At 56.2% G+C, this 23,081-nt stretch carries 16 protein-coding genes and 1 pseudogene; 7 read left to right on the top strand and 10 right to left on the bottom strand.

The window, feature by feature from the left end:
* Positions 1 to 4: 4 nt before the first annotated feature.
* Positions 5 to 1,156: a glycosyltransferase gene (locus EDE09_RS16120; RefSeq protein WP_132411656.1), complete on the bottom strand. Its 1,152-nt coding sequence runs from the start codon at positions 1,154 to 1,156 to the stop codon at positions 5 to 7.
* A gap of 315 nt (positions 1,157 to 1,471) precedes the next feature.
* Here EDE09_RS16120 and EDE09_RS16115 point away from each other — a divergent pair, with 315 nt between their 5' ends.
* Positions 1,472 to 2,494, top strand: a complete 1,023-nt coding sequence (locus EDE09_RS16115) for a glycosyltransferase family 2 protein (RefSeq protein ID WP_132411654.1) — start codon at positions 1,472 to 1,474, stop codon at positions 2,492 to 2,494.
* 29 nt (positions 2,495 to 2,523) lie between these two features.
* Here the strand turns inward: EDE09_RS16115 and EDE09_RS16110 are convergent, their stop codons facing one another.
* The gene (locus EDE09_RS16110) at positions 2,524 to 3,600 is read right to left on the bottom strand and encodes a glycosyltransferase family 4 protein (protein WP_132411652.1); all 1,077 of its coding nucleotides are present in this window, start codon (positions 3,598 to 3,600) and stop codon (positions 2,524 to 2,526) included.
* A gap of 87 nt (positions 3,601 to 3,687) precedes the next feature.
* Positions 3,688 to 5,010 (bottom strand): NAD(P)-binding protein, encoded by a 1,323-nt coding sequence (locus tag EDE09_RS16105; RefSeq protein ID WP_132411650.1) that lies wholly within the window; start codon positions 5,008 to 5,010, stop codon positions 3,688 to 3,690.
* A 288-nt stretch (positions 5,011 to 5,298) separates the two neighbouring features.
* On the opposite strand from EDE09_RS16105, the gene EDE09_RS16100 reads away from it, so the two are divergent.
* Positions 5,299 to 7,266: a hydrolase gene (locus tag EDE09_RS16100; RefSeq protein WP_132411894.1), complete on the top strand. Its 1,968-nt coding sequence runs from the start codon at positions 5,299 to 5,301 to the stop codon at positions 7,264 to 7,266.
* Positions 7,267 to 7,428: 162 nt separating this feature from the next.
* A complete protein-coding gene (locus tag EDE09_RS16095) occupies positions 7,429 to 8,865 on the top strand; it encodes an oligosaccharide flippase family protein (protein WP_132411648.1) in 1,437 nt (478 codons plus the stop codon).
* A gap of 112 nt (positions 8,866 to 8,977) precedes the next feature.
* Here the strand turns inward: EDE09_RS16095 and EDE09_RS16090 are convergent, their stop codons facing one another.
* The 3 genes from EDE09_RS16090 to EDE09_RS16080 all read right to left on the bottom strand — a co-directional run bounded on the left by EDE09_RS16090 (position 8,978) and on the right by EDE09_RS16080 (position 13,625).
* Positions 8,978 to 10,567 carry a Wzz/FepE/Etk N-terminal domain-containing protein gene (locus EDE09_RS16090; protein WP_348631321.1) on the bottom strand — a complete coding sequence of 530 codons (1,590 nt, stop codon included), beginning with the start codon at positions 10,565 to 10,567 and terminating at the stop codon, positions 8,978 to 8,980.
* A 105-nt stretch (positions 10,568 to 10,672) separates the two neighbouring features.
* Positions 10,673 to 12,679: a glycosyltransferase gene (locus EDE09_RS16085; RefSeq protein ID WP_132411644.1), complete on the bottom strand. Its 2,007-nt coding sequence runs from the start codon at positions 12,677 to 12,679 to the stop codon at positions 10,673 to 10,675.
* Positions 12,680 to 12,899: 220 nt separating this feature from the next.
* Positions 12,900 to 13,625: a sugar transferase gene (locus tag EDE09_RS16080; RefSeq protein WP_132411642.1), complete on the bottom strand. Its 726-nt coding sequence runs from the start codon at positions 13,623 to 13,625 to the stop codon at positions 12,900 to 12,902.
* Between the two features lie 302 nt (positions 13,626 to 13,927).
* Between EDE09_RS16080 and EDE09_RS16075 the strand changes: the two genes are divergently transcribed.
* On the top strand, positions 13,928 to 14,998 hold the full coding sequence (locus tag EDE09_RS16075; protein ID WP_132411892.1) for a glycosyltransferase: 1,071 nt from the start codon (positions 13,928 to 13,930) through the stop codon (positions 14,996 to 14,998).
* A gap of 137 nt (positions 14,999 to 15,135) precedes the next feature.
* Positions 15,136 to 16,371 carry a polysaccharide biosynthesis/export family protein gene (locus EDE09_RS16070; RefSeq protein ID WP_245505175.1) on the top strand — a complete coding sequence of 412 codons (1,236 nt, stop codon included), beginning with the start codon at positions 15,136 to 15,138 and terminating at the stop codon, positions 16,369 to 16,371.
* 446 nt (positions 16,372 to 16,817) lie between these two features.
* Here the strand turns inward: EDE09_RS16070 and EDE09_RS16060 are convergent, their stop codons facing one another.
* The 4 genes from EDE09_RS16060 to EDE09_RS16045 form a co-directional block, all read right to left on the bottom strand.
* Positions 16,818 to 17,846 carry an NAD-dependent epimerase/dehydratase family protein gene (locus EDE09_RS16060; RefSeq protein WP_132411640.1) on the bottom strand — a complete coding sequence of 343 codons (1,029 nt, stop codon included), beginning with the start codon at positions 17,844 to 17,846 and terminating at the stop codon, positions 16,818 to 16,820.
* The gene (locus tag EDE09_RS16055) at positions 17,836 to 19,350 is read right to left on the bottom strand and encodes a GMC family oxidoreductase (RefSeq protein WP_245505160.1); all 1,515 of its coding nucleotides are present in this window, start codon (positions 19,348 to 19,350) and stop codon (positions 17,836 to 17,838) included. The genes EDE09_RS16060 and EDE09_RS16055 overlap by 11 nt, the downstream gene beginning before the upstream one ends.
* 270 nt (positions 19,351 to 19,620) lie before the next feature.
* The gene (locus tag EDE09_RS16050) at positions 19,621 to 21,039 is read right to left on the bottom strand and encodes a hypothetical protein (RefSeq protein ID WP_132411636.1); all 1,419 of its coding nucleotides are present in this window, start codon (positions 21,037 to 21,039) and stop codon (positions 19,621 to 19,623) included.
* Positions 21,029 to 22,138: an acyltransferase gene (locus EDE09_RS16045; protein WP_132411635.1), complete on the bottom strand. Its 1,110-nt coding sequence runs from the start codon at positions 22,136 to 22,138 to the stop codon at positions 21,029 to 21,031. The genes EDE09_RS16050 and EDE09_RS16045 overlap by 11 nt, the downstream gene beginning before the upstream one ends.
* Positions 22,139 to 22,477: 339 nt before the next feature.
* Between EDE09_RS16045 and EDE09_RS16040 the strand changes: the two genes are divergently transcribed.
* Positions 22,478 to 22,714 (top strand): hypothetical protein, encoded by a 237-nt coding sequence (locus EDE09_RS16040; RefSeq protein ID WP_132411633.1) that lies wholly within the window; start codon positions 22,478 to 22,480, stop codon positions 22,712 to 22,714.
* Positions 22,715 to 22,770: 56 nt separating this feature from the next.
* A pseudogene (locus tag EDE09_RS16035) lies at positions 22,771 to 23,081 on the top strand (phosphomannomutase); the annotation flags it as partial.

Here is a 23,081-nt window from a genome sequence, read left to right as displayed (position 1 = left end):
CTGCTTATGAGGGCTCTTTGGCTGCGGCGCGCAAAGCCTCGGCGTGTATGTCAACCACCCGCTCGGGGCTGTAGCGATCTATAAACTTCCGGCGAAAGGCGGCATGCGACCTCTCCGCGGCCAAGTTGTCGCAGTAATATGCCATGGCCTGCACCAGTGCTTCGCCGCCGCCTGTCGGCACCAGACGGCCAAGCCGGGTATCGACGAGGATATCGCTGGGTCCAAATTCGCAGTCAGTTGCAACAACAGGCAGGCCGAATCTCAAGGCTTCGCATATGGCAAGCGACCAGCCCTCCCAGCGCGATGTCGATACATAGACGTCGCTACTGGCAAGCGCCGGCTGCGGATTGACCGGATGATGTTCAATGGAAACAGCATGGGCCAATTGCAATCGCTCGATCTCGGTTCGCAAGGCCGTTTCGCCGGCACCATATCCAACGATCTTCAATCTGACATTGGAGCGGATCTTGATCAGCTCCGCAAAGGCGGCAAGAAGGATATCTTGTCCTTTTTGAAAGGCAAAGCGCCCGACATTGACGAAGGTGACGGGGCCGGCACTATCCGTAACGTCATTCGCGGTATACTCGAAGTTCCGAACCGGGTTGGGAACCCAGACCTGCGGCACCTGACTTCGAAACATGCGCTTGAAGGCGTCCAACTGCCTTGGTGATGTTCCGAAGACGTAAGATACCCTTTTGAGGAAATAAATCCGCATCAGGAAGAAGAGTATTTTTGCCTTGGCATGGCTGCGTTCACGCTGAGGGTTGCCATGCAGGTGAATTGCAAAGCGGCGATCAAGGCCAATGCACGCAGCCATGCATATGACCGTAGGCTCGATCTGCGGCACCACCACAAGCGCGTAGCTTTTCGCTCTGACGACGCCCCTGAAAGCGCGGATGAGGCCAAGGCGGGATTTCACCACCCGGTCAATGATATTGTAGCCGCGAGCATCCAAAGGACGATTCTTATGAATCGAGGTGTAAAGAACGTCGATCTCGAAGTCCTGCGAATACCTGTCGGCCAATAGCGAACAGACTGAATCGATCACTCGCTCGATCCCTGCAAACGAACTCGTGCCCGGTTGTATGTAAAGGACCTTCAGGCGTCCCATTCGACCCTGATCGTTCCGCTGACGATGACCGGCTGTAATATCCATTCGTTTACATCCTCCGGCCCAGTCGGCAGCAGGGTTGAACCGCCCGAGGTGCCCACGGGTTGTTAGATTGCACGTTAACAGGCGACCTGTCCGGAAAACGAACAGGCGTTCTCAGAACACGGCTGACCGTGATCGGACGGACATCATCCGAGAATAAAAATCTTAGTACTTAACCAATAACGTCATAGCTCGCCATCCAGGTCTGACAAGGCAATGATGATTTCGGTCATTAATATTTGTGCGTTTCTATGGACGTATTGCGATGCACTTGCTATGCTGCTTTGCAACATAGACTTAACGGAGAAGGTTTGCAAGATGATAAATCAACATCCACTTCTCAGCGTTATCATCACTTGCTACAACTATGAGGCCTATATTGGGGAGTGCATAAGGAGCGTTATTTCCCAAGACTATCAAAATCTTGAGATCGTCGTGGTCGATGACGGGTCAACCGACGGCTCCTGGGAAGAGATCCAACAATTCGAAGGCCAGATCGTTGCGCTGCGGACTGAAAACCGCGGCCAGCTCAAGACCTCTTTCACCGGTTTTTCGCTATCCAGAGGCGATTTCGTATATTTCCTCGATGCCGACGACCTGCTTCTGGAGGGAGCCCTCACCCAGATCGCCGGCTATCTGCGGCCCGACGTATCCAAGATACAGTTCATGCTCGCTCCCATCGACAAGGACGGTAGATCGATCGGCAACCCCTTCCCCTCTCTTCAGCGGTCCGAAGATTCCGTTCCCCTCATCCAGTCGATCCGTTCAAGAGGCTATTACGAAACGCCGCCGACATCGGGCAATATCTACAGGCGCGATGTCTATATGGGCCTCGGCGAGATGACCTATGAGCGGGGTATCGATGGAGTGCCCTATCTTCTGGCGCCATTTGTGGGGCGGGTCGTATCGTTGGATGAGGTTTTGGGAAAATACCGGATCCACAATTCCAACCAGTCAGCGTTTTCGGTTCTAACGTCCACACGGATGAAAGGCTATATCGACCGCTTCGTGGGGCGCCTGCACCACCTCTCGCAGCTGGTTCAGGAGCGCTGCGAAACGGCGGAGAAGATCGAAGTTCGCGATGACTACGCTTACGTGATGGAGCTCAAGGCGATGAGCATGGTTGTCGATGGCAAGCGGCCCGATATGCTTCAGACCAGAGCCTATATAGGCGCCGTCATGCGCGAAAACTCAGGTAAAAAACGCCTGGCGCTTTCTCTTTTCGCAATCGCGCTTTTTATTTTGCCAAACAATCTGGCGCGTAAGGCGGCGGCGATACGGATCGATCCGTCGCGATCCAGGCAATTGCGATCGCGCTTGAAGCGAGCTTTTTCCATCTAATGTGCAAGCGGCGAACAACGGATGATCGTTTATCCGGCCAGTCGCGCGAGGCCGCTTGGAAGCGCTGATCGATAGACGTCCAACGTCTCTCTTGCAACGCGCTCGATCGTCAGCTTCTCTATCTTGAACTGACTTTTTTGCTTCCAGACCTTGATGTCTTCGGGCGCGTCCAGGAGTTCGATGATCGCATTTGCAAGCGCTTGCGGATTTCGCGGCGGCACGAGCATGCCCGCCTCACCGTGCTCCAGCAATTGCGGTATCCCGTCAACCGCCGCCCCGATTACCGCACATTGGGCTTCCCGGGCTTCGGAAAGAACGAGGGGCGCTGGGTCTGCGTGGGAGGGAAGCACGAAGATATCGGCAGCCCGCATATAGGGGTATGGGTCGCTCACCGAGCCTGCAAAGGTGACGGCGGCGGCACATTTCAAAGAAGCAGCCAGTTGCATATAGGTTTCGCGAAACGGGCCGTTGCCAACGATATACAGGTGAGCTGCAGGAAATTTCTCGTGGACCACGTCGAAGGCGTGAATGAGGTCCGGCAGACCTTTTCGCGGGTGGAGACCGCCAACAAACAAGATGCTTGGCGACCTCAGCGCTTTGGGCTCCTCGACACGCTCCAAAAAGCGGCTTGATCCGATAGTGCCGTTAAGCACCACCTTCAATTTAGATGCCTTCACACCCCGCCGCCGCATCGAAGCACCGACGACATCGCTGACGGCGATAACCCGTGTCCCGAGCCCCATCAGCGTTGCACTTTTCTCGAATTCATTATGAACCGTGGTCACCAAGGGTATGCCCTTGAGTTTGCAAACCGGAAAAGCAAGGACGGCGCTCGTCATCATGTGAGCGTGAATGACTTCAATGTCTAAAGCACGCGCTTGCCGATAAAGGCCAAACAGGGATTTGAGGAGTTTTGCCGGCTTCCTCTCATGGTCGATCGTCAGGGTTTCGATACCCTGCGACTGAAGGAGACCGTTGAAGTCGCCACCTCCGCTTGCCAGGTAAACCTGATGCCCAAGCCTTGCTTGCGCACATGCAAGATCGACCGCCGCATGAACGTTGCCGTTAAGTCGCCTGGTATGATTGAGGATATGCAGAATTCGCATTCGTCCACCTCCTTCGATCGAGTTCAGCCCTGACTTTTCTTGAACGAAGACGGCACCGGGTGCCGCTTGGCCAAGGCAGACGCGCTATTAGTTGCCGTCAATTGCGACTTCGACGTCTATCGTGGAGACCCTCGCGGTCGGCTGATAGTTGAAAGCGCCCTGCCGGCCCATTGACTCAATCCCAAAGGCCCGCAACCTTTGAATGGCATCGGCGGCGCTGGCGGCTGCTCCCTTGCTGTAGATCGGATAGGCATTCGTCAATGTCTGGCTGCCCTCGAGCTTCAGATCCCCTAGAAACAGGTGATTCTGACGGGCGTGCAGCCGGAAATCAGTTTCCGCTTGTTCTGGGGATGTAACGGCACCAGCGATCACCTCTACCGCAAAATACTCCCGGTCATTCACCCGCCCGTAGAAATCGGAATAGACCGTGAGCCGTTTCCAAGCTCCCTCGTAAGAAAAGTTGTAGATAATCGATTGTCGAAAGCCGCGGTCACCGGAAAAGGAAAAATAGAGCGTAATCAAGGTAATCGTGTTGAGACCGCAGGACGTCGACGTTCCACACAATTTCTCTGCAACCTCGATCGGGACGGTCGAGACGATCCTGGTTGTCGTAATGCTCGAATCGCCGAGGTGAAGTTCGAAGCCAAACACCGTCTTGCAGATCTGGTGCATCTCGGCCGAGAGCTTGAAGCTTACACCGGAGCTTTCGAGCTTATCTACTGACGGCTGATAGAGGGTTGCAAACCCTTCCCTGGGCCGAGCCATCTGACGGTTCTTCGCACGCGGCTTCTTTCGAGTGAGGAGCCGCCGCAAAAGGTTTTTCAACGAGGCGTATTCTGCAATCCAGAGCATGCGTTTTCGCGCAAGCTCCAGATCGATTTTGTCGGCAGCGACCCCATAGAACCGCCGCATATAGGTTTCTAACCCAGAGCGGTGGAGCAGGTATGCGCCAACCCAGAAGCGGGCGAAATCTTTGGCATTGTCCATCCGCCTGCAAAAAATGCGAGCGTAGAGCACCGAAGCGAAGATTCGCGCAACGCCGAGTGGGCCGGCACCGATAATGTCATCGCGGATCGATATCGGATAATGGGTAATCTTGCCTTGCGGGTTGAGCCTTCCCCAACTCGGCTTGATTGGAATGTAGCGCGAAAGAAGCTCCGGGAAGTGCCGCAGCAAGGGGGAGTCGTCCTGGAAGATCAGGCTCCCCACGTCGAATGTATAGCCGTCTGGCGAGGACCAATCCAGGTGGTTGCCTCCGACCCGATCGTAGCTATCCACGACTGCGACACGATTCCCTTGGCTCGTTAATATCGAGGCAGCAACAAGCCCTGAAATCCCCGCTCCTAATACGATGACATCGTATTGCTGCATTGCGGAATATGGCATGGCTCGCTGGCTTGCATCATGCATCTAAGCGCCCCCGCACTCGGCTATCCACCACTTCTATAACAGTATACCTCCTTTTCGAAAGCTGTCGAGCCGGGATTTAAGGCAGATATGATGACAGTTTTCACGGAATTACTTCTGCAACTACTTCTTTTTTGCGGCGCACTCACCTTAATTTTCACTTGTCATTTATTATATCTTGCTGGTAAGGTTCGGCGTGGGCCTATCACTGATACAATTTTGCTGTTTCGCTGGATAATTCTTGTCGCCAGCGGGGCGGAACGAGATTATTCGACGGTGAAGGATTGTCCCGTGCTGCAACAAAACCTTGATTGTCTTCAGCGAGCTTTAGGTCACATAGATCTGATCTCGACCGATGTCTTCGACACCCTGTTGCTGCGGCTTCCGAGATCTCAGCGGTCCCGGATTATCGAGGGCGAACGGCGATTTGCGCGGCTGTTGCGGCAGAAAGGCATACGCGTGAGCGCCGAGCATCTCTTTCGGATCCGTCAGCTTGCCGAAAAACTAGCCTATCGAGCTTTGGACGTCGGTGGCGGCCTGGGCGAGGTTCGACTTGTCGACATCATCGCCCGACAGATAACGCTGCTCGGATTTCCTGCTTCAACGGTGGACGAGCGTCTTTCGTTGGAAGTTGCGATTGAAAAGACTTGCCTGACGGCGAACGGGCCTCTGGCGATGGCGCTGCGGCAGCAACGCGCCGCAGGCATTCGTATCGTGGCTGTCTCCGATACCGGTTTGCCGACCGGTATTCTAAAGGAACTTATAGACCATTTTCACGGACCTGGACTGATCGACGCCATCTATTCGAGTGCCGATATCGGCGCCACAAAGCGGCACGGCGGTATGTTTCCCGCGGTCTTGGCCCAAGAGGGAGTAGCTCCAAACAGGGTCTTGCATATCGGCGACGATCGGCTCGCCGACTTTGAAGTTCCTCGTCAGATGGGAATCCATGCCGCGCATCTCCCGAAGGGGCGTATCAGACGGCTGGCCGCCCGTGCCGATGGCGCGCGAATGGAGGCGATCCGGGGAGTCCAGCATCATCTAAAGCGATCAGGCGAGAGAGTTCCTAACCTTGAGGACAGAGCCGCTTTCGGTCGTGAAGTCTTCGGACCCATTGTTGCTCAATTCTGCCTTGGCATTTGGCTTTATGCATCCGAGGCTCAGGTCCGCGGCGACGCAGTTCTCCTCTTTTGTGCCCGGGGCGGGCTCGGAATACGGCAAGTGTTGGAGCGGTTGCTCGCCCGCCTTGAACTTCCATTGAATATCCGGCGCGAGAACTTGCTCGTTTCCCGCCTGGTCGCCGCCCGCGCGGCGCTCATGGTCCGGCATCCGGCCGTGCTCGACGAACTGGGGCGGGAATTCGAGAGGAAGAGCTTTGCTGATGTGGCAAGAGCTCTCGGTGTTATGCGTTACGATCTTCCATCGGAATGGCTTGAGGATTTCCGGGCGAACCGTTTTTTTCAAAAACTCGACAGGCCGGAAGCGCAAGCTTTGGTCGAAGACATAGCATCGCAAAACAATCTGTTCATGAGCCATTTGGATATCCTGACTAAGGGAAAGTCGCGGGTCATCCTTTGTGATACGGGGCTTTATGGTAGCACGCAGCGCCTGCTGGCCGCGGGTCTTCCTGGCTTCCGTTTCGAAACGATTCAATTCGCACGTTCCAACTACAAGGGCTTCAGTGAAGATCACTTTCCCAGAGTGTCGGGGCTTGTCGTCGAGGAAAATCTCTACAACCCGCTTAAAGTCGAGACCGTCATCCTACGTTATTGGCAAATCATCGAGAGCCTGTTTGAGCCGAATATCCCCTCCGTTCGTCAGTTCACGCGAACCACCGACGGCAACATCACGAGCAATGCCGGCGAGACAGCCTACGGTCGGCTCGACGCAGCCAAAGGCAATGCGCTCTTGGCCGGCGTGCTGCAATATGTCGATAACGCGGTGAGCGGCTTACAGATATTGCAGGATTCCGAGGTCGCCTGGCGTCGTCTAAAACGGGCTATTACCTATCCCGGCGCCTTCGATATGCATGCTTTGGGGGTTGGCGCGCGTTCAGTGGATTTCGGGCGTCAGGAAAATGTCCACGTGCTCCACCACGCAGAAGCACACGATACGGTCCAGAAGCTCGCTGCGATCAAGTCCCAGCTTTGGCGGGAAGGCGCGATCGCTCGTGACTTCCCCCGCTTGAAGTCGGCGCTCTTACCGGCACTTGAACTTGCCCATATCGTTCGGAGGGTGTCTGCACGGCGGAGCGGATGAAAGGCGTTGATGGCGCGCCTGCGTGGATCGGGTGGCCCATGGCAATTTCATCAAGCAAAGGATGTATTGGCGTCCGGTGCAGAGGCTTTTTGGGAGCCTTCGGCATCGGCAAACCCGTGTTGCGAGCCATCATATGGCCGCCCGCGGATGTCGGAGTGACAAATGCTGACGGCAAAGGCGATCAAGGGTGCAGGATGGCTCGTTTTCTCACGCTTCTTGGCGCGGATAATCGACTTCTTCACGCTTTTGCTTCTTGCACGCATGCTCACGCCCGGCGATTTTGGCCTTGCTGCCCTGGCGATATCTCTTGTTGCCGTCGTGGACACGGTGCTGGAGGTGCCGGTAACTCAGGCTTTGATACGGCTGCCGACAATTGACAAGTCCGATCTGGACACGGGCTTTACCATCGGCTTGCTGAGGGGAGCCTCAATCAGCATCCTGGCGCTGACTGCAGCCTGGCCGTTTTCTCTGATCAATCATGAACATCTGCTCCTTCCCCTTATTGCCGTACTTGCCATTGGTCCCTTAGCCCGAGGCGTTGCAAGTCCAGCTATGGTCAATTTCGCTCGGGAACTCGGCTTCCGGCAGACTTTTATCGTGGAGCTATCGGGAAAGCTCACCGCCAGCGCTATCGTCATTGTGATCGTTCTGTCCGGAGGCGCTTATTGGGCTATCGCCGCGAATTTCGTCGGGGTCTCCGTTGCGTCGACAATCGCCTCTTATATTCTCGCTCCCTACAAACCGGCTCTTTCTCTGGCGCGACTGCCTCATTTTGCGGGGTTCATCGGCTGGTTCAGTTCTGCCCAGTTCATCTCGGCGTTAAATTGGCAATTCGACCGGTTCCTGATCGGCGGACTTGCCGATCGCACAACGCTTGGCCGATACGCGGTGGCAAGCGACGTCGCCGTGTTTCCCACTCAAAGCCTCATCGGCCCGGCCATGCAGCCGGTCATGGCGGCCTTCTCACAGATCAACAGCGACCGTTTACGTATTCGGCAAGCCTTTCTCAAAGCGATCCGTTTCGTCATGCTCATCTCTGCACCGGCTTGCGTCGGAATCGCCTTGACCGCGGATCTTGCGACCAATCTCCTTCTGGGACCGGCCTGGCACGACGCTGCCCCCCTCCTCAGCCTACTGGCACTCGCCGTGCTTCCCGTCCCCTATTTTCAAACCCTCTATTCGGTCAGTCTCGCCTTGGACCGGCCCCAGGTGATATTCCGCCTGAACATTGTCGACCTTACGTTCCGAATCGCATTTATATCACTCGGCTTCTATATCGGCTCCGCTGTCGGGGCTGGTTTCGCTCGGATAGCCCTGTCATGCGTGATGGTGGGATTCTATTTGAACGAGACGCGTCTCCTGCTCGGACTGAGCTTGCTTGTGCAGTTGTTCAACCTATGGAAGATTGCCGTTGCGGTCGCGACCATGGCCATCGGCGTCTGGCTTCTGCGCGAGGCCATTGACGACAACGATTATCCGTGGCTGCTGGAGCTCGCCGTCACAATCGCCGCCGGTTGCGCAACCTATTGCGTCACACTGCTTTTGCTCGGGATGCGCGTGATCTTGAGGGGCGGTCGAATTGAATTGGTCGACCCATAACAAGGTTGCTGCTGCGACAAACTGCTAGGCCGACCGGTTCCCCGAAAATCTCACAAAATGGAATTGGCGGCTGGCCATATGCGACCAGCCGCCACCTCTTATTCTGCAAGGGTTAACCCAGCCGCCATCGCGCGCGGTTGATCACAGTGCCAGCGACATTTGCGCCGGCACCTCGAAGCAAATGCACTGATTCCGATACGTCCTCGATCGTGGTTTGCCCGGCACGCGCCACAATGAGGACCACATCCGCATATGTAGCCAGCGCCAGGGCGTCTGTTGAATAGCGAAGAGACGGGAGGTCCAATATAACATCACCTCGGGAACGGGCATCATCGAGGATTTGACGAACGCGGGGATTGCGAAAATCCGCGAAAAGATTGGCGTTCACATCCTCTGAATGAATCGAAAGTACCGAGACTCCTGCAACTTCCTCGAAAACAAGCTGATCGGGGGAGAGCCCGGCAAAGGCAGCACCCGCCAATGACGAATTCGGCGACATCCGCTGGGCGCCTTCAACCCGACTGTCTTCTCCATCGAGAGGCTTGAACAATGTGACGTGTCGATTGCTTCGGCTGATGAGTTCGGCAAGCCCTCGGCACAGCGTCGAAACGCCGGCATCCGGCGTCCATGCTACCAGCGCGATGGCGATGCTCTTGTCGCTGCGAAGGCTGGTACAGGCAATTTCAACAGATGTCCGAAGGTCGTGAATCGCCGCCACAAATTTCTGCTGCTGAGAGTTGGTTATGCGCCAAGGAATGCCATCGACCCCTGCAACGTAAGGGATGGAACCAAGGCTCGGAAGACCTAGCTCGCTGGACAATTCCTTGCCGTCCCGCACTGTTCGGTTGAGTGCCAGCTTGACTGCGACCACGCCAAAGCCTCCCAACAGGCCCAAAACTCCCCCAAGCGCAACGATCAGCGATTTGCGGGGCGCGGACGGTCCAAGCGGCGGTAGCGCTGCTCCAATGATACGGGCGTCGGCATCTGGAGTGGGGATAGCTGGCAGCGAGCCGGATTGCATCGCTTCGCGGGCGGCGTCCACCTGCCGAGCCAGGCTATCGAGGCGGCCTTGCAACGCTTCAGTTCCGGCCCGAGCAATCTGTTCCTTGAACGCGATCACTTGAAATATGTAACCGGATGCGGCGGCGTTCGCGACACGTGCCGGCAGTGCTGGATCGGATGACGAATATTCAATCTCGATGACAAAGGATTGGCCTACCCTCCTTGCCGTAATTCGATTGGTGAAGTTGAGATAAGCTGCCATTTCCCCGTCGTTCACGGGCACCGTACGCGGGCCAGGCGGATCCCCGACCTGGCGGCTTCCCTTCTCGATATCGGCTGTCCCGGCCGTTTTCAGCCACGATGTGATGTTTTGCGTAAGGCTCTGTAGTAATCCCGGCTCCTGCGGTCCGAGTTCCGGACTGGTTTGAAGATCAAGGCTGTCGAAGACTGCCGACAGCAACCGCTCCGAACGTATCGTCTGGAGTTCACTGTCGGCGCGGTTGAGGTCGAGACTTTGCTGGGCGCCGTACTCACCGGCCGATGCAGCCGAACGGCGCGGTTCCAGCAAGAGCGTTGTGGTTGCCTTGTAAATCGGCGGAAGCGAATGGGCATAGAACCCTGCAATGAGCAATCCGATCGAAAGGCAAGCGAAAAGGCTGAATTTGTAGCGCGCGGCCAAAACGATGAGCGCGCGCAGCAAAGCAATCGGCCCGTCCGTGCTCTCGTCCGACGGGGCCTCGTTCGCCCGCCATAACCGTGATGTCACATCCAGAGGGCGGGGTCGATTGAACATATTTTTCGGCTCCTAACGCTGATAGCTGTTGTTGTTGACCGTTTGCGGAGATGCGATAGCCGCTGCCCGCTCCGGCTCCAGGCGTCCGCGCAGGACGTCGGCGATTGCACGCAGATTACCCCTGACCCTTCCTTTCCGGTCGATGAAGGGTTCGGGCCATACCGCACGGGTGACGTTGCTGACGGTGTTTCGAAAGATTTGGCCCATCACTTTCGGGAGAGGCATCGTGCCTTTCCCCATCATGTACAAAGGATTGATGACCTGCGAGTAGCCAAGACGCTCGCCGCTGACCCTGCCACTCTTCACGCCCATATGGACGCCCAAGGCGGTCGCAGATTTGACGAGACGCCCGCCGCGTTTGGCAAGTGTGGCGGCAAAATCACGATCTTCCAGCCAGCCGTACAAGACGAGACGCTCATCGAATCTGGTCTCGCCGATCGCTGCGAGCCTGAAGGCCATGTTGCAGCCATAGGGACTGTAAGGTTCGACCCAAGTGGATCCCGGTCTGCTCTGTTCAACCAGCCGGACGGCATCTTCAAAGGTGATTCCGGGTCCTTTTATCCCGTCGGCGATAACGTGGCCGGTAAAACCGACTACATGGCTCTCATCCCGAAATACCTGTACGGCAGAGGCCAACCAGTCCTCGCCGGCGACGAAATCATCGTCGAAGAATGCAACGATCTCGGTTCCGCCTGCAACGTGATCGAGAGCCGTGTTGCGTTGAGCCGCCAGTCCGGCTGGCCCAACTAGAACCTGCACATCTCGCTCATTGGCGAGATCGCCGGCATCCGTAACGTCAACGCAAGAGACGATGACCGTATCTGGCTTCAGTTTTTGAGTGGCAAGCAGATGACGAACGGTTTGCGTCACCACGTCCGGGCGTCCGCGTGTTGCAAAAATTGCCGTCACGTGAACTTTTTTGACGTCCGAGGAGCTCTGACGGGAGACACGCACCTGCGGCTGCCTCAAGAGTTCAAGATAACTCTTTGCAGTCTGCTCCCAAGAAAATCGCTGGACCTGTTCAAGTCCCTTGCCGATGAGGTCCTCGCGAAGGGTTCGCGACGCCTTCAGCTCGCAGATATGATGTACCCACTCCTCCGGCTCGTAGGGGGAGGCAAGCAGCGCCGCGTCTCCGCAAACTTCCGGCATGCTCGCGCAGTTGGAAGCGATAACGGGGCATCGCCTTGCCATGGCTTCAATGATCGGCAATCCGAAGCCTTCTGCAAGTGATGGGAAGGCAAGGCAAAGGGCTCCATCGAGTAGAAAGGCAAGATCATCATCCGACACGCGCCCAAGGGCGTGGATGTTCGATCGCCGCTCCAGGTTCTGTGTCTGGAAGACGCCATCGCCCCCTCCGGCGATGAGGAGATCGATGCCGGCGTCGTCGAGCTGGGGAGCAATCTTTGTCAACAAGGACAGGTTCTTGTGGCGAGCGCGCGATCCGAGCGCCAACACATAAGGGCGTCGCCTCTCGGACGCCCACCGGCTGGAAGATATTTTCGCACGGGTTGGATCCCATTTCAGGGCGTGCTCATGCCCATTCGGCAAAACGGCAATCTCGCCGAGCGAAATCGGCAAGTGCCTGACAAGTTGCCGGGCCGCAGCGTGTGAGACGGTCGCAATCCGCGTTGAACGACGAACAAGAATGGGCTGCAGGCTACGGTAAAGGAGCCGGAAACTTCGGCTATAGCTCTCCGGTGCGGCATAAATATTGGCGTCGTGAATGCAAAGAATCTGGTCTGATTTTAGGGCAGGCGCGGTATTGCACAGGTTGAGAAGTCGTTTCTCATGGCTCTGAACGGGCAGCTCAAATTGTTCCCAGGCTTGGCCGTTGAGAAGGCCGTTCTTTTGAGACATTTGAAGCCCTGCATCTGCAGCGCCCGCTGGACAGAGCAAGACAACTTCGCCAGCCGTCACCAGTCGGTCAATCGCCGCGACCAGGTTATGGGCATAACGCTGAACACCGGTCATGGTTTGCGTCAGGAACCGGCCGTTGATTGCAAATTCCGCCGATGTCATTGAGGGTCCCTTTTAGTCGCTGCGGCACAGGCGGCTTTGTGTCGAAAAGGAAGAAGCTCTAATACATTCGGCACAAATCACTCCCGTTAAACCTGCATATTGTAAGCATTTGCTGACGTTTAGGCCTGACATTCGCATAGACGCGGCTGTGCCTCGCGCCGGCAAGCTGCGGACCTGAACATAAAATCTGCTAGAGTGATTCAGGAAATTTCGCGTAAAGCTAGTAGCTGCCCCGAGACTTCAGGACCGCCGGAATTGTCTTGAGAATGATGAGCAAATCGCCGAGAAGACTTTGCTCCGCGACATAGCGGACATCGAGCAGGACCCGTTCTGTGTAACTGGTATCGCTCCGCCCGCTCACTTGCCAGAGGCCGGTAAGGCCGGGCCGAACGCGTATATAGTCGGCAAAGTGGTTGCCATAGAGGTCCGCTTCGCTAGCCACGATCGGGCGAGGCCCCACGAGGCTCATTTCCCCCCGGATGACGTTGAGAAGCTGCGGCAGTTCGTCGATGCTGCTCTTGCGAAGAAGTGCGCCGAATGGCGTAATCCGCGGATCATCTTTTAGTTTGCGCGCAACATTCCATTCTTTCTTAAGGTCGGGATGGGCGGCGAGGTGACGAGCAAGGACGTCATCTGCATTCCGAACCATTGTCCGAAACTTCAGACATGGGAACATCACACCGTTCTTTCCAATCCGCCGATGGGCAATGAAGATCGGTCGACCCTGCAATATCAGCAAAGTTGCAGCGAGCATAATTATCATTGGCGCAAGAAAAAGTAGACCGATCAATGCTATGGTTGCGTCTATCGAGTATTTTAATGTCGCCGATATGCCCCCCGCCGCGTTTCTTCGAAATACATCAGAGCTCTTGGAGGACCTACGATTTGAACTCATAGGCGGCTTATCAAAACTGTCCATATTTCGACCGAGATCAATCCCCGTCATCTGCGTATTCCCCTTATAAGACTAACTATGGGTATGTGCAGACAATGCCGCGAGCTGGCATGCATGAAGACGTTAACAAGTATTAAACGGTTTGACAATAATTTTATTGCGATGCAGTATATTTGAGTGCATCGCGGGAAAAGGATGTCGCATACGGCAGCCTTACTAACCCTAAATATATGAATCGTTGTTGCTTTAGCCTATAAACAAGCAGAAGGCCCGCATTGCACGCCATAGATCGATTGTACTAGTTCCAGGAGCATGGCGTGCGGGTAGCGATCATTCACTATTGGCTGGTAGGGATGCGCGGTGGCGAGAAGGTTCTCGAGGCGCTCTGCGATATCTTCCCTGAAGCCGACATTTTCACCCATGCCTGCGATCTTTCGGCAATCTCTCAAAAGCTCAAGAGGCATCGGATCCAGACCACCTTCATCGGAAGGCTTCCTTACGCCAGCAAGATGTATAAACGCTATTTGCCGCTGATGCCCATGGCTCTCGAGCAGCTCGATCTGAGTAGCTACGATCTGGTGATAAGCAGCGAATCTGGGCCGGCTAAGGGAATTATACCGACGTCGCCAGCATTACATCTTTGTTATTGCCACTCGCCGATGCGGTATATCTGGAACATGTACAATAGATACTATGACAGTTCCGGCGCCTTTACGCGATTGATGATGCCGCCCATGGCCCATTATCTGCGGACATGGGATGTCGCCACTGCCAATCGGGTCGATGATTTCATCGCAAACTCCAGCACGGTCGCCCAGCGGATCAGAAGCTACTATCGCCGCGACGCTGCCGTCATCCATCCTCCGGTAGACACTATAGCCTTCCAACCCGTGCCGGCGGCCGATCTCCAAGACCACTACCTCATGGTCGGGGAGCTCGTGAGTTACAAGCGGCCGGATCTCGCGGTGGAAGCATTTAACCAGATGAAAGCCAAACTGGTGGTGATCGGCGGCGGAGAGATGCTCGACCAGTTGAAACGTCTTGCCGGTCCGACTGTTACAATCCTGGGCGCACAGCCATTTGATGTTCTCAAGTACCACTATGCGCGCTGCCGGGGGCTCATCTTTCCCGGCGAGGAGGACTTTGGGATCGTCCCAGTCGAAGCAATGGCCAGCGGCCGGCCAGTGATCGCTTTTGGTCGCGGCGGCGCAACCGAGACTGTCGTGAACAATATGACTGGGACCTTTTTTCAGTCGCAGACATGCGAGGCGCTGATCGACGCCGTGGAGCGCATGGAGGGTCAGGATTTCAATCCTGCGGATGCTGTTTCCAGGGCGGCGGAGTTTCGGCGCGACGTCTTTGTCGATCGCTTCCGCAACTACGTCGCGCAGGCGACCGGCCTGAGACTGGCTGCCTCTGCATGATCGCGCCATCCATCAACGTGGAGAACGGGTTTACAATGCCAAACATCCTGGTTGCCTCATCCGACCGTGAACGGACCCATACGGCCTCTTCAATGAAAAGGCCGGCCTGTCTCTCAAGGACGCTCCTGTCCCTCCTGATGGCGTTCGGCACAGCAGGCCTAGCCCATGGCGCCGACGATTATCAGATCGGCCCGCAGGACACTTTGAAAATTCGCGTCTTCGAGTGGCGGCCCAGTACCGGCAATGCCTTTGAATGGGTACCGCTGACCGGTGATTTTGTTATATCGTCGGCCGGCAATTTATCGCTGCCTATTGTGGGAACGGTACCCGCAGCAGGAAAGACGCTGGAGGAACTGTCGGAGGCAATCAGCGAGCGGCTGCAGAACCAGGTCGGCTTGCAGAAACGCCCGAATGCCTCGGTCGAAATTTCCTCCTACCGGCCCTTCTTCGTGGCGGGTCTTGTGGCTACTCCCGGCAAATATAACTTCACTCCCGGCTTGACCGTGATACAGGCGCTGAGCATGGCGGGCGGCATCGGCCCCGCCGACGCCAATGTGATTGGACTACAGCGCGATGCGCTGTCCGGTCGAGGTGATCTCAGGGCTCTCGAAGCAGAACGGTTAGGTCTGATCGCACGCCAGGCCAGAATCGACGCCATCTTGAGCGGCGCAACGGCAATTGCGTTTCCCAGTGAGTTGACCAGCCGAGGGGCCGAGCCTCAGGCCGCCAGAATGATGCGGGAAGAACAGGGTCTGTTTGACGCGCGTCAGCGCTCGTTGAACAACGAGGTGGAATCCTTGAACCGCGCGAAAGCGCTGGCTGTCAACCAGATCGACGCCCTGAAGGCCAAAGCGGCCTCTCTTTCGAAACAGATCGAACTTGCGACAAATGACTTAGGTTCCGTCAACAAGCTGATAGCCCAAGGGCTAACCGTGTCGGCGCGACAACTCGGCGCCAGCCAGAACGTAGCCGAACTTGAGAGCCGCAGCCTGGATGTCTCGCTTGCGCTGTTCAGGACGCAGCAGGATCTGGCAAAGCTCGACCAAGACATTGCCTCCGTGCATAACAGATATCGCGTCGCTTCATTGACCGAATCTGCTGAACTACGCGACCGGTTCGCGTCGAATGCCGAGAAGATCCGGACCGCCCAGGATCTCCTGCATAACCTGGAGATCCGGGCACCTGCTGCAATCGCTTCATTGGCGGAGGAAAGCGATGGCCACACTTTCCACACAAGGGTCAATCGGGTCGTTGACGGGAGTATGCAAAGCTTAATGGTCAGCGAAAACGACCCGGTCTTGCCTGGTGACGTATTGCGCGTTGAACGCGGAGATAAAAAGAAAGGCGCGCCCAGTCCATTCAACAGCAATTGATTTACAACGAGATGGTGTGCCCTCATCGAATGGACGACCCGTAGCGCCTGTTCAGCCGCCACTCTGAGCAGAAATTAAGCTTGCCTCGCCGTGCCGGATAAATAATGATACCCGACACGTGTACTCGAAGAGGTCAAAGCAACCTTATGGGCTGGGCACTCGCCACCTGTTTGCTGATCGGCGCAATCTGCGCTCTGCGAGTGCCTATTCTTGTTTTCGCATTGATCGCCTTCACCGTCATGCTCATCTATGCCGTTGTGAGCTATTCAGGCGGCTCAACTGCCTTGCAGGCCGTCGGATGGGGGTTTGTATTCGCGGCTGTACTTCAGACTGGGTATGTTCTTTCCTATTGGCTGATATATTTGCTCTATTCAAGGCGAGCTGCGAGGGATCGTGTGGCACCGTCAGGAAAGATGCATTCGAAATATTCCCGCGACTGACGGGTGTCACTTTTGCGCAACGTGCTCCCCGCTTGCTTCTGACAGTCGGCTTTCATGGGATTGTTTCGCCAACATCGCAAGCGCGAGTTCTTCCGCCTTGTCCATGCCTGATCGAAAACGGTAGCCGGTAGCCTCCAGACGAGCGGTCGAGAAGCGCATTCGCCAAAGCGGATTTCGCAGCGGCAGCGTGCGGAATCGTAAAAAGTCGTGCAGCCAGTCAACTATTCCCGGAACATTGACCGTCCAGTATCGACGATCGCCGGTTGCCGCAAATGCCTTTCTCATGAAATCGATATGGCGGGGATCTGGACGGCCGTCTTCCGCGAAATTGTAAACGTCGACACTGCCCGGATTGCCGACCCCTGCCAAGCCCCGCTCCATAAACCAGATAAGAGCATCGGACAGGTCCTCTACGTAAAGATGATGAGAATGGCGATGGGACGCAAGCAGGCGTTTGATGACGTTCCAGTCGCGGACGCCGATGATCTGAGAAAGATCAACTACGACGGCGGGACGCAAGATAACGTAACGGGCTTTTCCAGCAACACGCTTAATTGCCAGCTCCCCGGCAAGCTTGGTTCGGCCATATGCCCGGACATAGTCGAGTGCCCAATATTCCGATGCGACATCGCGGTCGGGGGTCAAAACTGGCGAATCTTCGTCAACCGTCACGGTAGAACTGCTGCCATATACCGCGACTGAGCTCGTATAGCAGAAAACCCGGATACCGGCGTCTTCTGCCGCCCGGGCGAGTCGCTCGGTCGCCTCGGCATTAACGCCGATCATGCGCTGCATGTTTCCGAGCTCGGCAGCCAGGTGCAGGACGGCTCCGCACCCCTCCACCAGTTCGGCGAGATCACGGTCGGTGGCGAAATCGATCCTGCGCCAATCTACGTTTGCGGGAAAAGGGCGGGAAGGCATTAAAGCTTTCGAGGTTGTCGCGCGAACAGAATAACCCCGTTCCACAAGATCGGCGACGACCACGCGGCCAATCCGTCCCGTCGCGCCGGTGACCAGGATGATCTCACCCGACATTGGCCCGAACCTCCACCGGCGTAGATCCGATCCTGACCATTTTGAGATGGTCCGCCAGTCTGACGGCCATCGCAACGATCATCTGGGTTGGATTGCAATGCCCGACCGTTGGAAAGACGGAGCTTCCTGAGACGAACAGGCCGGAAACCCCATGAACCTCACAGTTGACATCCACGACTCCTTGTCGCGCGTCGTTTGACATGCGGGTTGTACCAGTCGGGTGGGCGACATCGACAAAGGTAGCGGGAATTGGCGCCTTGTCCTTCACCCATTCAGCAAGCCTCGGCTTGGCAAGCCCGATCCTTTCGAATTCGGAGGCGATCAATTCCGCCATGCGGTGCATGGTGCGAGCCTCATAGGGATGGCTCCGCCAATCTACCTTAGGAAGTCTCATTCCCAGTCGGTCGCGACGCTCAGACAGTGTAATCCGGCTGTCGGGATCTGGAACCTGCTCGCACATGCAGTCGAGAGACAGTTGCTGGAGTTTCCTTGGGAGCCCGTTACGGGCTCCAAAATAGTCGATCGCGCCGCGCAGCAGCAGGGGGGCGTTGCGCAGAACGCTTGTTGCGTCCTGTGGCAGGCGAGGTTTTCCTGCGGAAAACCGTCGCAGCGCGTCCCACGGATCGTCGGGGGAAAGCACCTCCCCAAGCCACCCCGCACAATTCAAGAGCTGCTCCCGCCGTTGCGTTTCCGGGCTCAGCCTTAGACCGGCCCGGAAAAAGTGGCCCTGAACGTTGTAGCGACCGAAGCGCCGTTGCAAGCTCGCGGAACCCCTGAGCTCGAAAAGACCGGTGGGGCCACGAAGATGGTCCATCAGGTAGCGTCCGACCTGGTCATGGTCATTTCCCAGACCGGCGCGGCCCTGAGGCCCGGAATTCAGCAGAATCCTCGCATTCTCAATGCCTCCCGCGCAAAGCACGACCGTCGTAGCGGCAAGTGTGTGGCGGCGCCCGTCCAGCGTTGCATACTCAAGTCCCTGAACGGACATTCCAGATTCGACGCTTAGAACCCGCAAAGCCGTCGCGCCAGTGACCAGCGTGACGTTGTTGCCCAGTTGATCACGCAGATGCCGCCCAAAACGCATATATTCGAACGGGTAGGATTCGGCGATGTCCCGGCTGAACTGCCAGAAGAACGGGAGCAGGAGTGAGCGGTCGACCTCCGATACGGGTGCTGCGCGATTGGCGATGCTCCAGAATCTATCGTCACTGAAGCCGCGCCCTATCGCCAAACCTAAATGTTCCGCGCTTCTATCCAGATAGGGGTCGATTTCCTCCATGGTGAGCGGCCAACCGGAATGGGGGATCCAGGCCCGGCTTTCGAAGTCGATTTCGTCGAAGCCTACGCAACGCCCGCCCCAAGTGTGGGAGCTACCGCCGAGGATCCGATTGCGGACCGACCATTGATCCTTTGCACGAGGCCGCCCGACATTTTCTATTTCATTGAGAGCATCGATGCTTGGGTTTCGCTCCGTGCCGCCACTCTCGAGAACCACGATAGTCATCCCGGAGTCGGACAATTCGCGAGCCAGAGTGGCCCCTGCCGGTCCCGTGCCGACGATACAAAGATCGCATCGCAACAGAGGAAGTATCGAGGTGGTAGATCCGGAGTGTAACTCGATGGTCGCCATTTTGATTAGCACCTTTGCTAATAGTCTCGCGTAAGCAGGATCTGAACATTCAGTATCGAGCGGATGCGCGTCAGCAGGCTCTTCAAGGTCCAGCTTGCCACGCTGGTTGCACCTTCTCACGATAACGTCCTGCCAACCGCGTAGTCAGATTGAATTTCGCGCCTTGAGGCCCTCCCCGCGAAGCAAAAGAAGCGGTGCCGGGCCGCTATCGCTTGCAGGGCGACTTGCGGCCAATCCCGCGAGAATGAAAAATAGAAGCCCTAGATCGACGGTCGGGCCGGCAACCAGGGAGCCGACCAGCAGGCAAAAACATCCGTTGCGGGCAGATAGCTGTACGTCGGATATGAAAGAGCGCGGCGGCCGGTTGCCGGGCCTGAGAGACGTCAGCGCGAAAAGACAGAAGAATAGCGTACCTGGAACACCGACATTCGACAAAAGGGCAATCGGGAAACTGGAGGTGCGGGCAGTTCCAAGACCGACGCCAAGGCCATAGGTATCTGTAAAATTCTGCAGCCCGTAGCTATTCCAGGCACCGCGGGCAGCGGCCGAACTTGAGGTCGATTTGCTCAGGACAAGAAGGTCGACGTAGTTGTGAACCGTCGCATAGATGCTCTCTTGCAGGAGGATAAGAAGGCCGGCGAGCATGGCCAAAAGCGGGGCAAAGATAACAATGATGGTGCTGTGGCTGCTGCCAGTGCTTAGTCCACTGCGCAAGACAGCAGTCATGTATAAGATCAGCAGGCAAAAAGGTGCCGCAACAAGACCCGTCGAGGAGGTCGACAGAATAATGAGGCAGAGGGATGCGAGCGCGAGGACGCCTGACCAGTTTTCTCTGCGGCGACAAAGCCACATTGTGCCTGTGAACCCGAATATGCCGAGTGTCGTCCCTGCGAAGGCCGAAGCCTCAGGCCAAGAGCCTACGATACGCTTCATTCCGTTGACTTTGTCGTTCTCGTGAAACGTGTATTTGGCATTGCGGATAAACTGGAGCCAGTCCTGGACCCCGATTGAACTGCTCAGCAGGTCCAGAATAGCGAAGGCGACGTTGAAAGACGCATAAGCGATCAGTCCAATCACAAGCGCCTGAAAGCCCTTCGCCGTCGATCCAAGGGTAACGATCATTGCAAAACAAGCGAGGTCCGCGACCAGATAGATGGTTTGGGTGAGATTGCTGGAAACAGGTCCCAGCCGAACGACACCACTGCTGAGTGGATGCTCGGAAACACCGAGAGGAACGATGAGGCTGGCATCTGCAAACATCCTTGGCGAGAAATAGGCCGTGATCGCACCATAGACGACAAGGCATGCGAGCCAGAACCCGGGCTGACCGAAGGAAAGCGTATTAAAAACCGCTCTTGGCCCCTGCCGACGGCGGAATGCCGCGACTGCAACAAAGAAGAGGAAGAGATGCGCCGGTTGGACACTTGCTGAACCAAGGACAAAGGCCGCTGCGGCCCCGAGGAGTGTCATGACGACAAAGGCCTTGATTGTCGCGTCCTGTCCCAGTGCCGCGCAGTAGAACCCCAGCAAGATGGTGAAAACTCCAATGGGTTCAACTGCCATCGCCCGCGGCCCTGACTGGGATTGCTGTTCCCTTGATGGACGCTGGTACCTCGCGCTTGCCGGTAATCAGCGTTTTGAGCTTCAGGGCATGTTTTTCAACCGCATGCCAGGAAAATACCGCGAAGAGCAGAGTAACGGGAAGCGAAACGGCGATATTGAAATACCACTCGCGATATAAGGGAAACAGATGAGAAGCCGTCTGCTGAATTGGAAAGGAATAGAGATAAATGCCGTAAGAGTAGTCGCCGCTTCGGATCAGCTGATGCCTCGGCAGTCCCGTCAGCCCGACAGCCACCGTAACGTAGGCAATTGGAAAAGCTGCGAAGAAAGGCGCGTAGGGAAGATTGAGCATCACAAATGCCAGTAATGCGGCTATAACCGTCCGGAGCCTGGTGATGATGATGCGATCTCTGTAGATGAACAGGACAACGCCGGCGAGAAAGCTCAGGAGCAGGACCCGTCCCGGAAGCGCACCATCCAAGGGAAGATCAGCAGCGCCGCGATAGAGGTCGCGCCCGAACACGGCAAGATGGGCCAAGATTACAGCTGCCAAGAGAAGCCGACGCCAGAAAACCACTCCCGTAGCGGCGAGAACCGTAAGCGCGATGTAACATTCAAGTTCGTATGGGATCGTCCATAGCGATACGTTTACCGCCTGAAAGAACGGGTTGTCCCGAAATACACCGGGCAGCAGATAGTGAATGTGCCCCATGATATTCCAGAAATACGAGAGGAACTCCGGATCCGAAAAGTAGACCCGAAGCGGCAATGTCGTAAAAATCGGGCCAAGCAGTAACGCACAAAGAGTGACTTCGACGGCGAGCGCAGGAACGAGCCTTAGCGCACGCAGTCCAAGAAAGCGGCCGAGGCTGCGAGTGCGAAGCAGACTCGCGCTGACCAGAAAGCCGCTTAAAGCAAAGAAGGCCGGGAGGACAAAGGTGATCATCCCCCGCAATGGCGGCTCGAAAAGGAACACCTCTCCAGCCTTCCCATAGGAAACCGCAAAGCTGTGTATGCACAAGACTGAAATTGCCAGCGCTATTCTGAGGTAATCGAACCCGCTGGTGGCGCCACTGTCAAACCGTTCGCCAATCGACATAATATTCTCCTGGGACGCGCATCAGTTGATGCTAGGGAATACTGCGCTGCATTGCACAATAACTCTGATGCCCAGCCTTGCAAAGTTAAAATTTCATTAAAGCTGCGAATTTTTCCTTTTTAGTTAAACGAGACACGAACCCTTCTGGCTAACTGCCAGAATATTCGAGTATTTTTAGGTTTTTCAGCCATTTCAAAGAACCGCCTTCTGCCGAAATATCATCCATTCTGGCTACTTCACTATAGACCTTTTGGACTATATTGACGCATTTCACTACATTCGCACTTGCAAAAAGGCTTTTGCCGTGGGAGGCTCGTGCGGGCAACGGGGAAATAGACCATGAAGCGTTTCCTGAAACTCATGTATGCTCCCTGCATCTATCTACGCATGCTCGCGGCTACACTTGCCTTTTCGATCATAAGTCTTGTTCAGACGAGCTCGATTACGATTTCCCTATACTATGGCATTATTTGCCTGCTTTTGATGCAGGCCGGGTATCTCGGGGGTGTCCTGTTCATGATCTGGCGCGAACCTCGCTCTATCGATCAAAACGCGGATGCTCCAACCGCGCTCTGATTTCGGCTGGGGCCGAAAACTTCGTTCTGGAAAAAACAGTATTCCAAAGAGTTCTCATGAAATTTGGAACGAGTGGACTTCGTGGGCTTGTCGAGGATCTGGCGGGACGGGCGTCGGTTGTTTATGCGCAGGCTTTTGCGCGGCATCTTCTGGAAACGGGTGCTGCGAAGCCGGGGGGACTGGTGCTGGTGGGGCGGGATTTTCGTGCCTCGAGCCCGGGCATTGCCGCGACCTGCATCGGCGCGCTTTCCCGTGCCGGCCTGTCGCCGGTCGACTGCGGCGCGTTGCCGACACCGGCGCTTGCGCTTTACGGGCTGAAGCTCGGCGCCGCCTCGCTGATGGTGACCGGATCGCATATTCCAGCCGA

The sequence above is a fragment of the Neorhizobium sp. S3-V5DH genome (assembly GCF_004343065.1).
GTDB classification, from domain to species: domain Bacteria; phylum Pseudomonadota; class Alphaproteobacteria; order Rhizobiales; family Rhizobiaceae; genus Neorhizobium; species Neorhizobium huautlense.
Note: the sequence above shows the minus strand (reverse complement) of the source record. Positions and strands in the feature narration are given on the sequence as shown.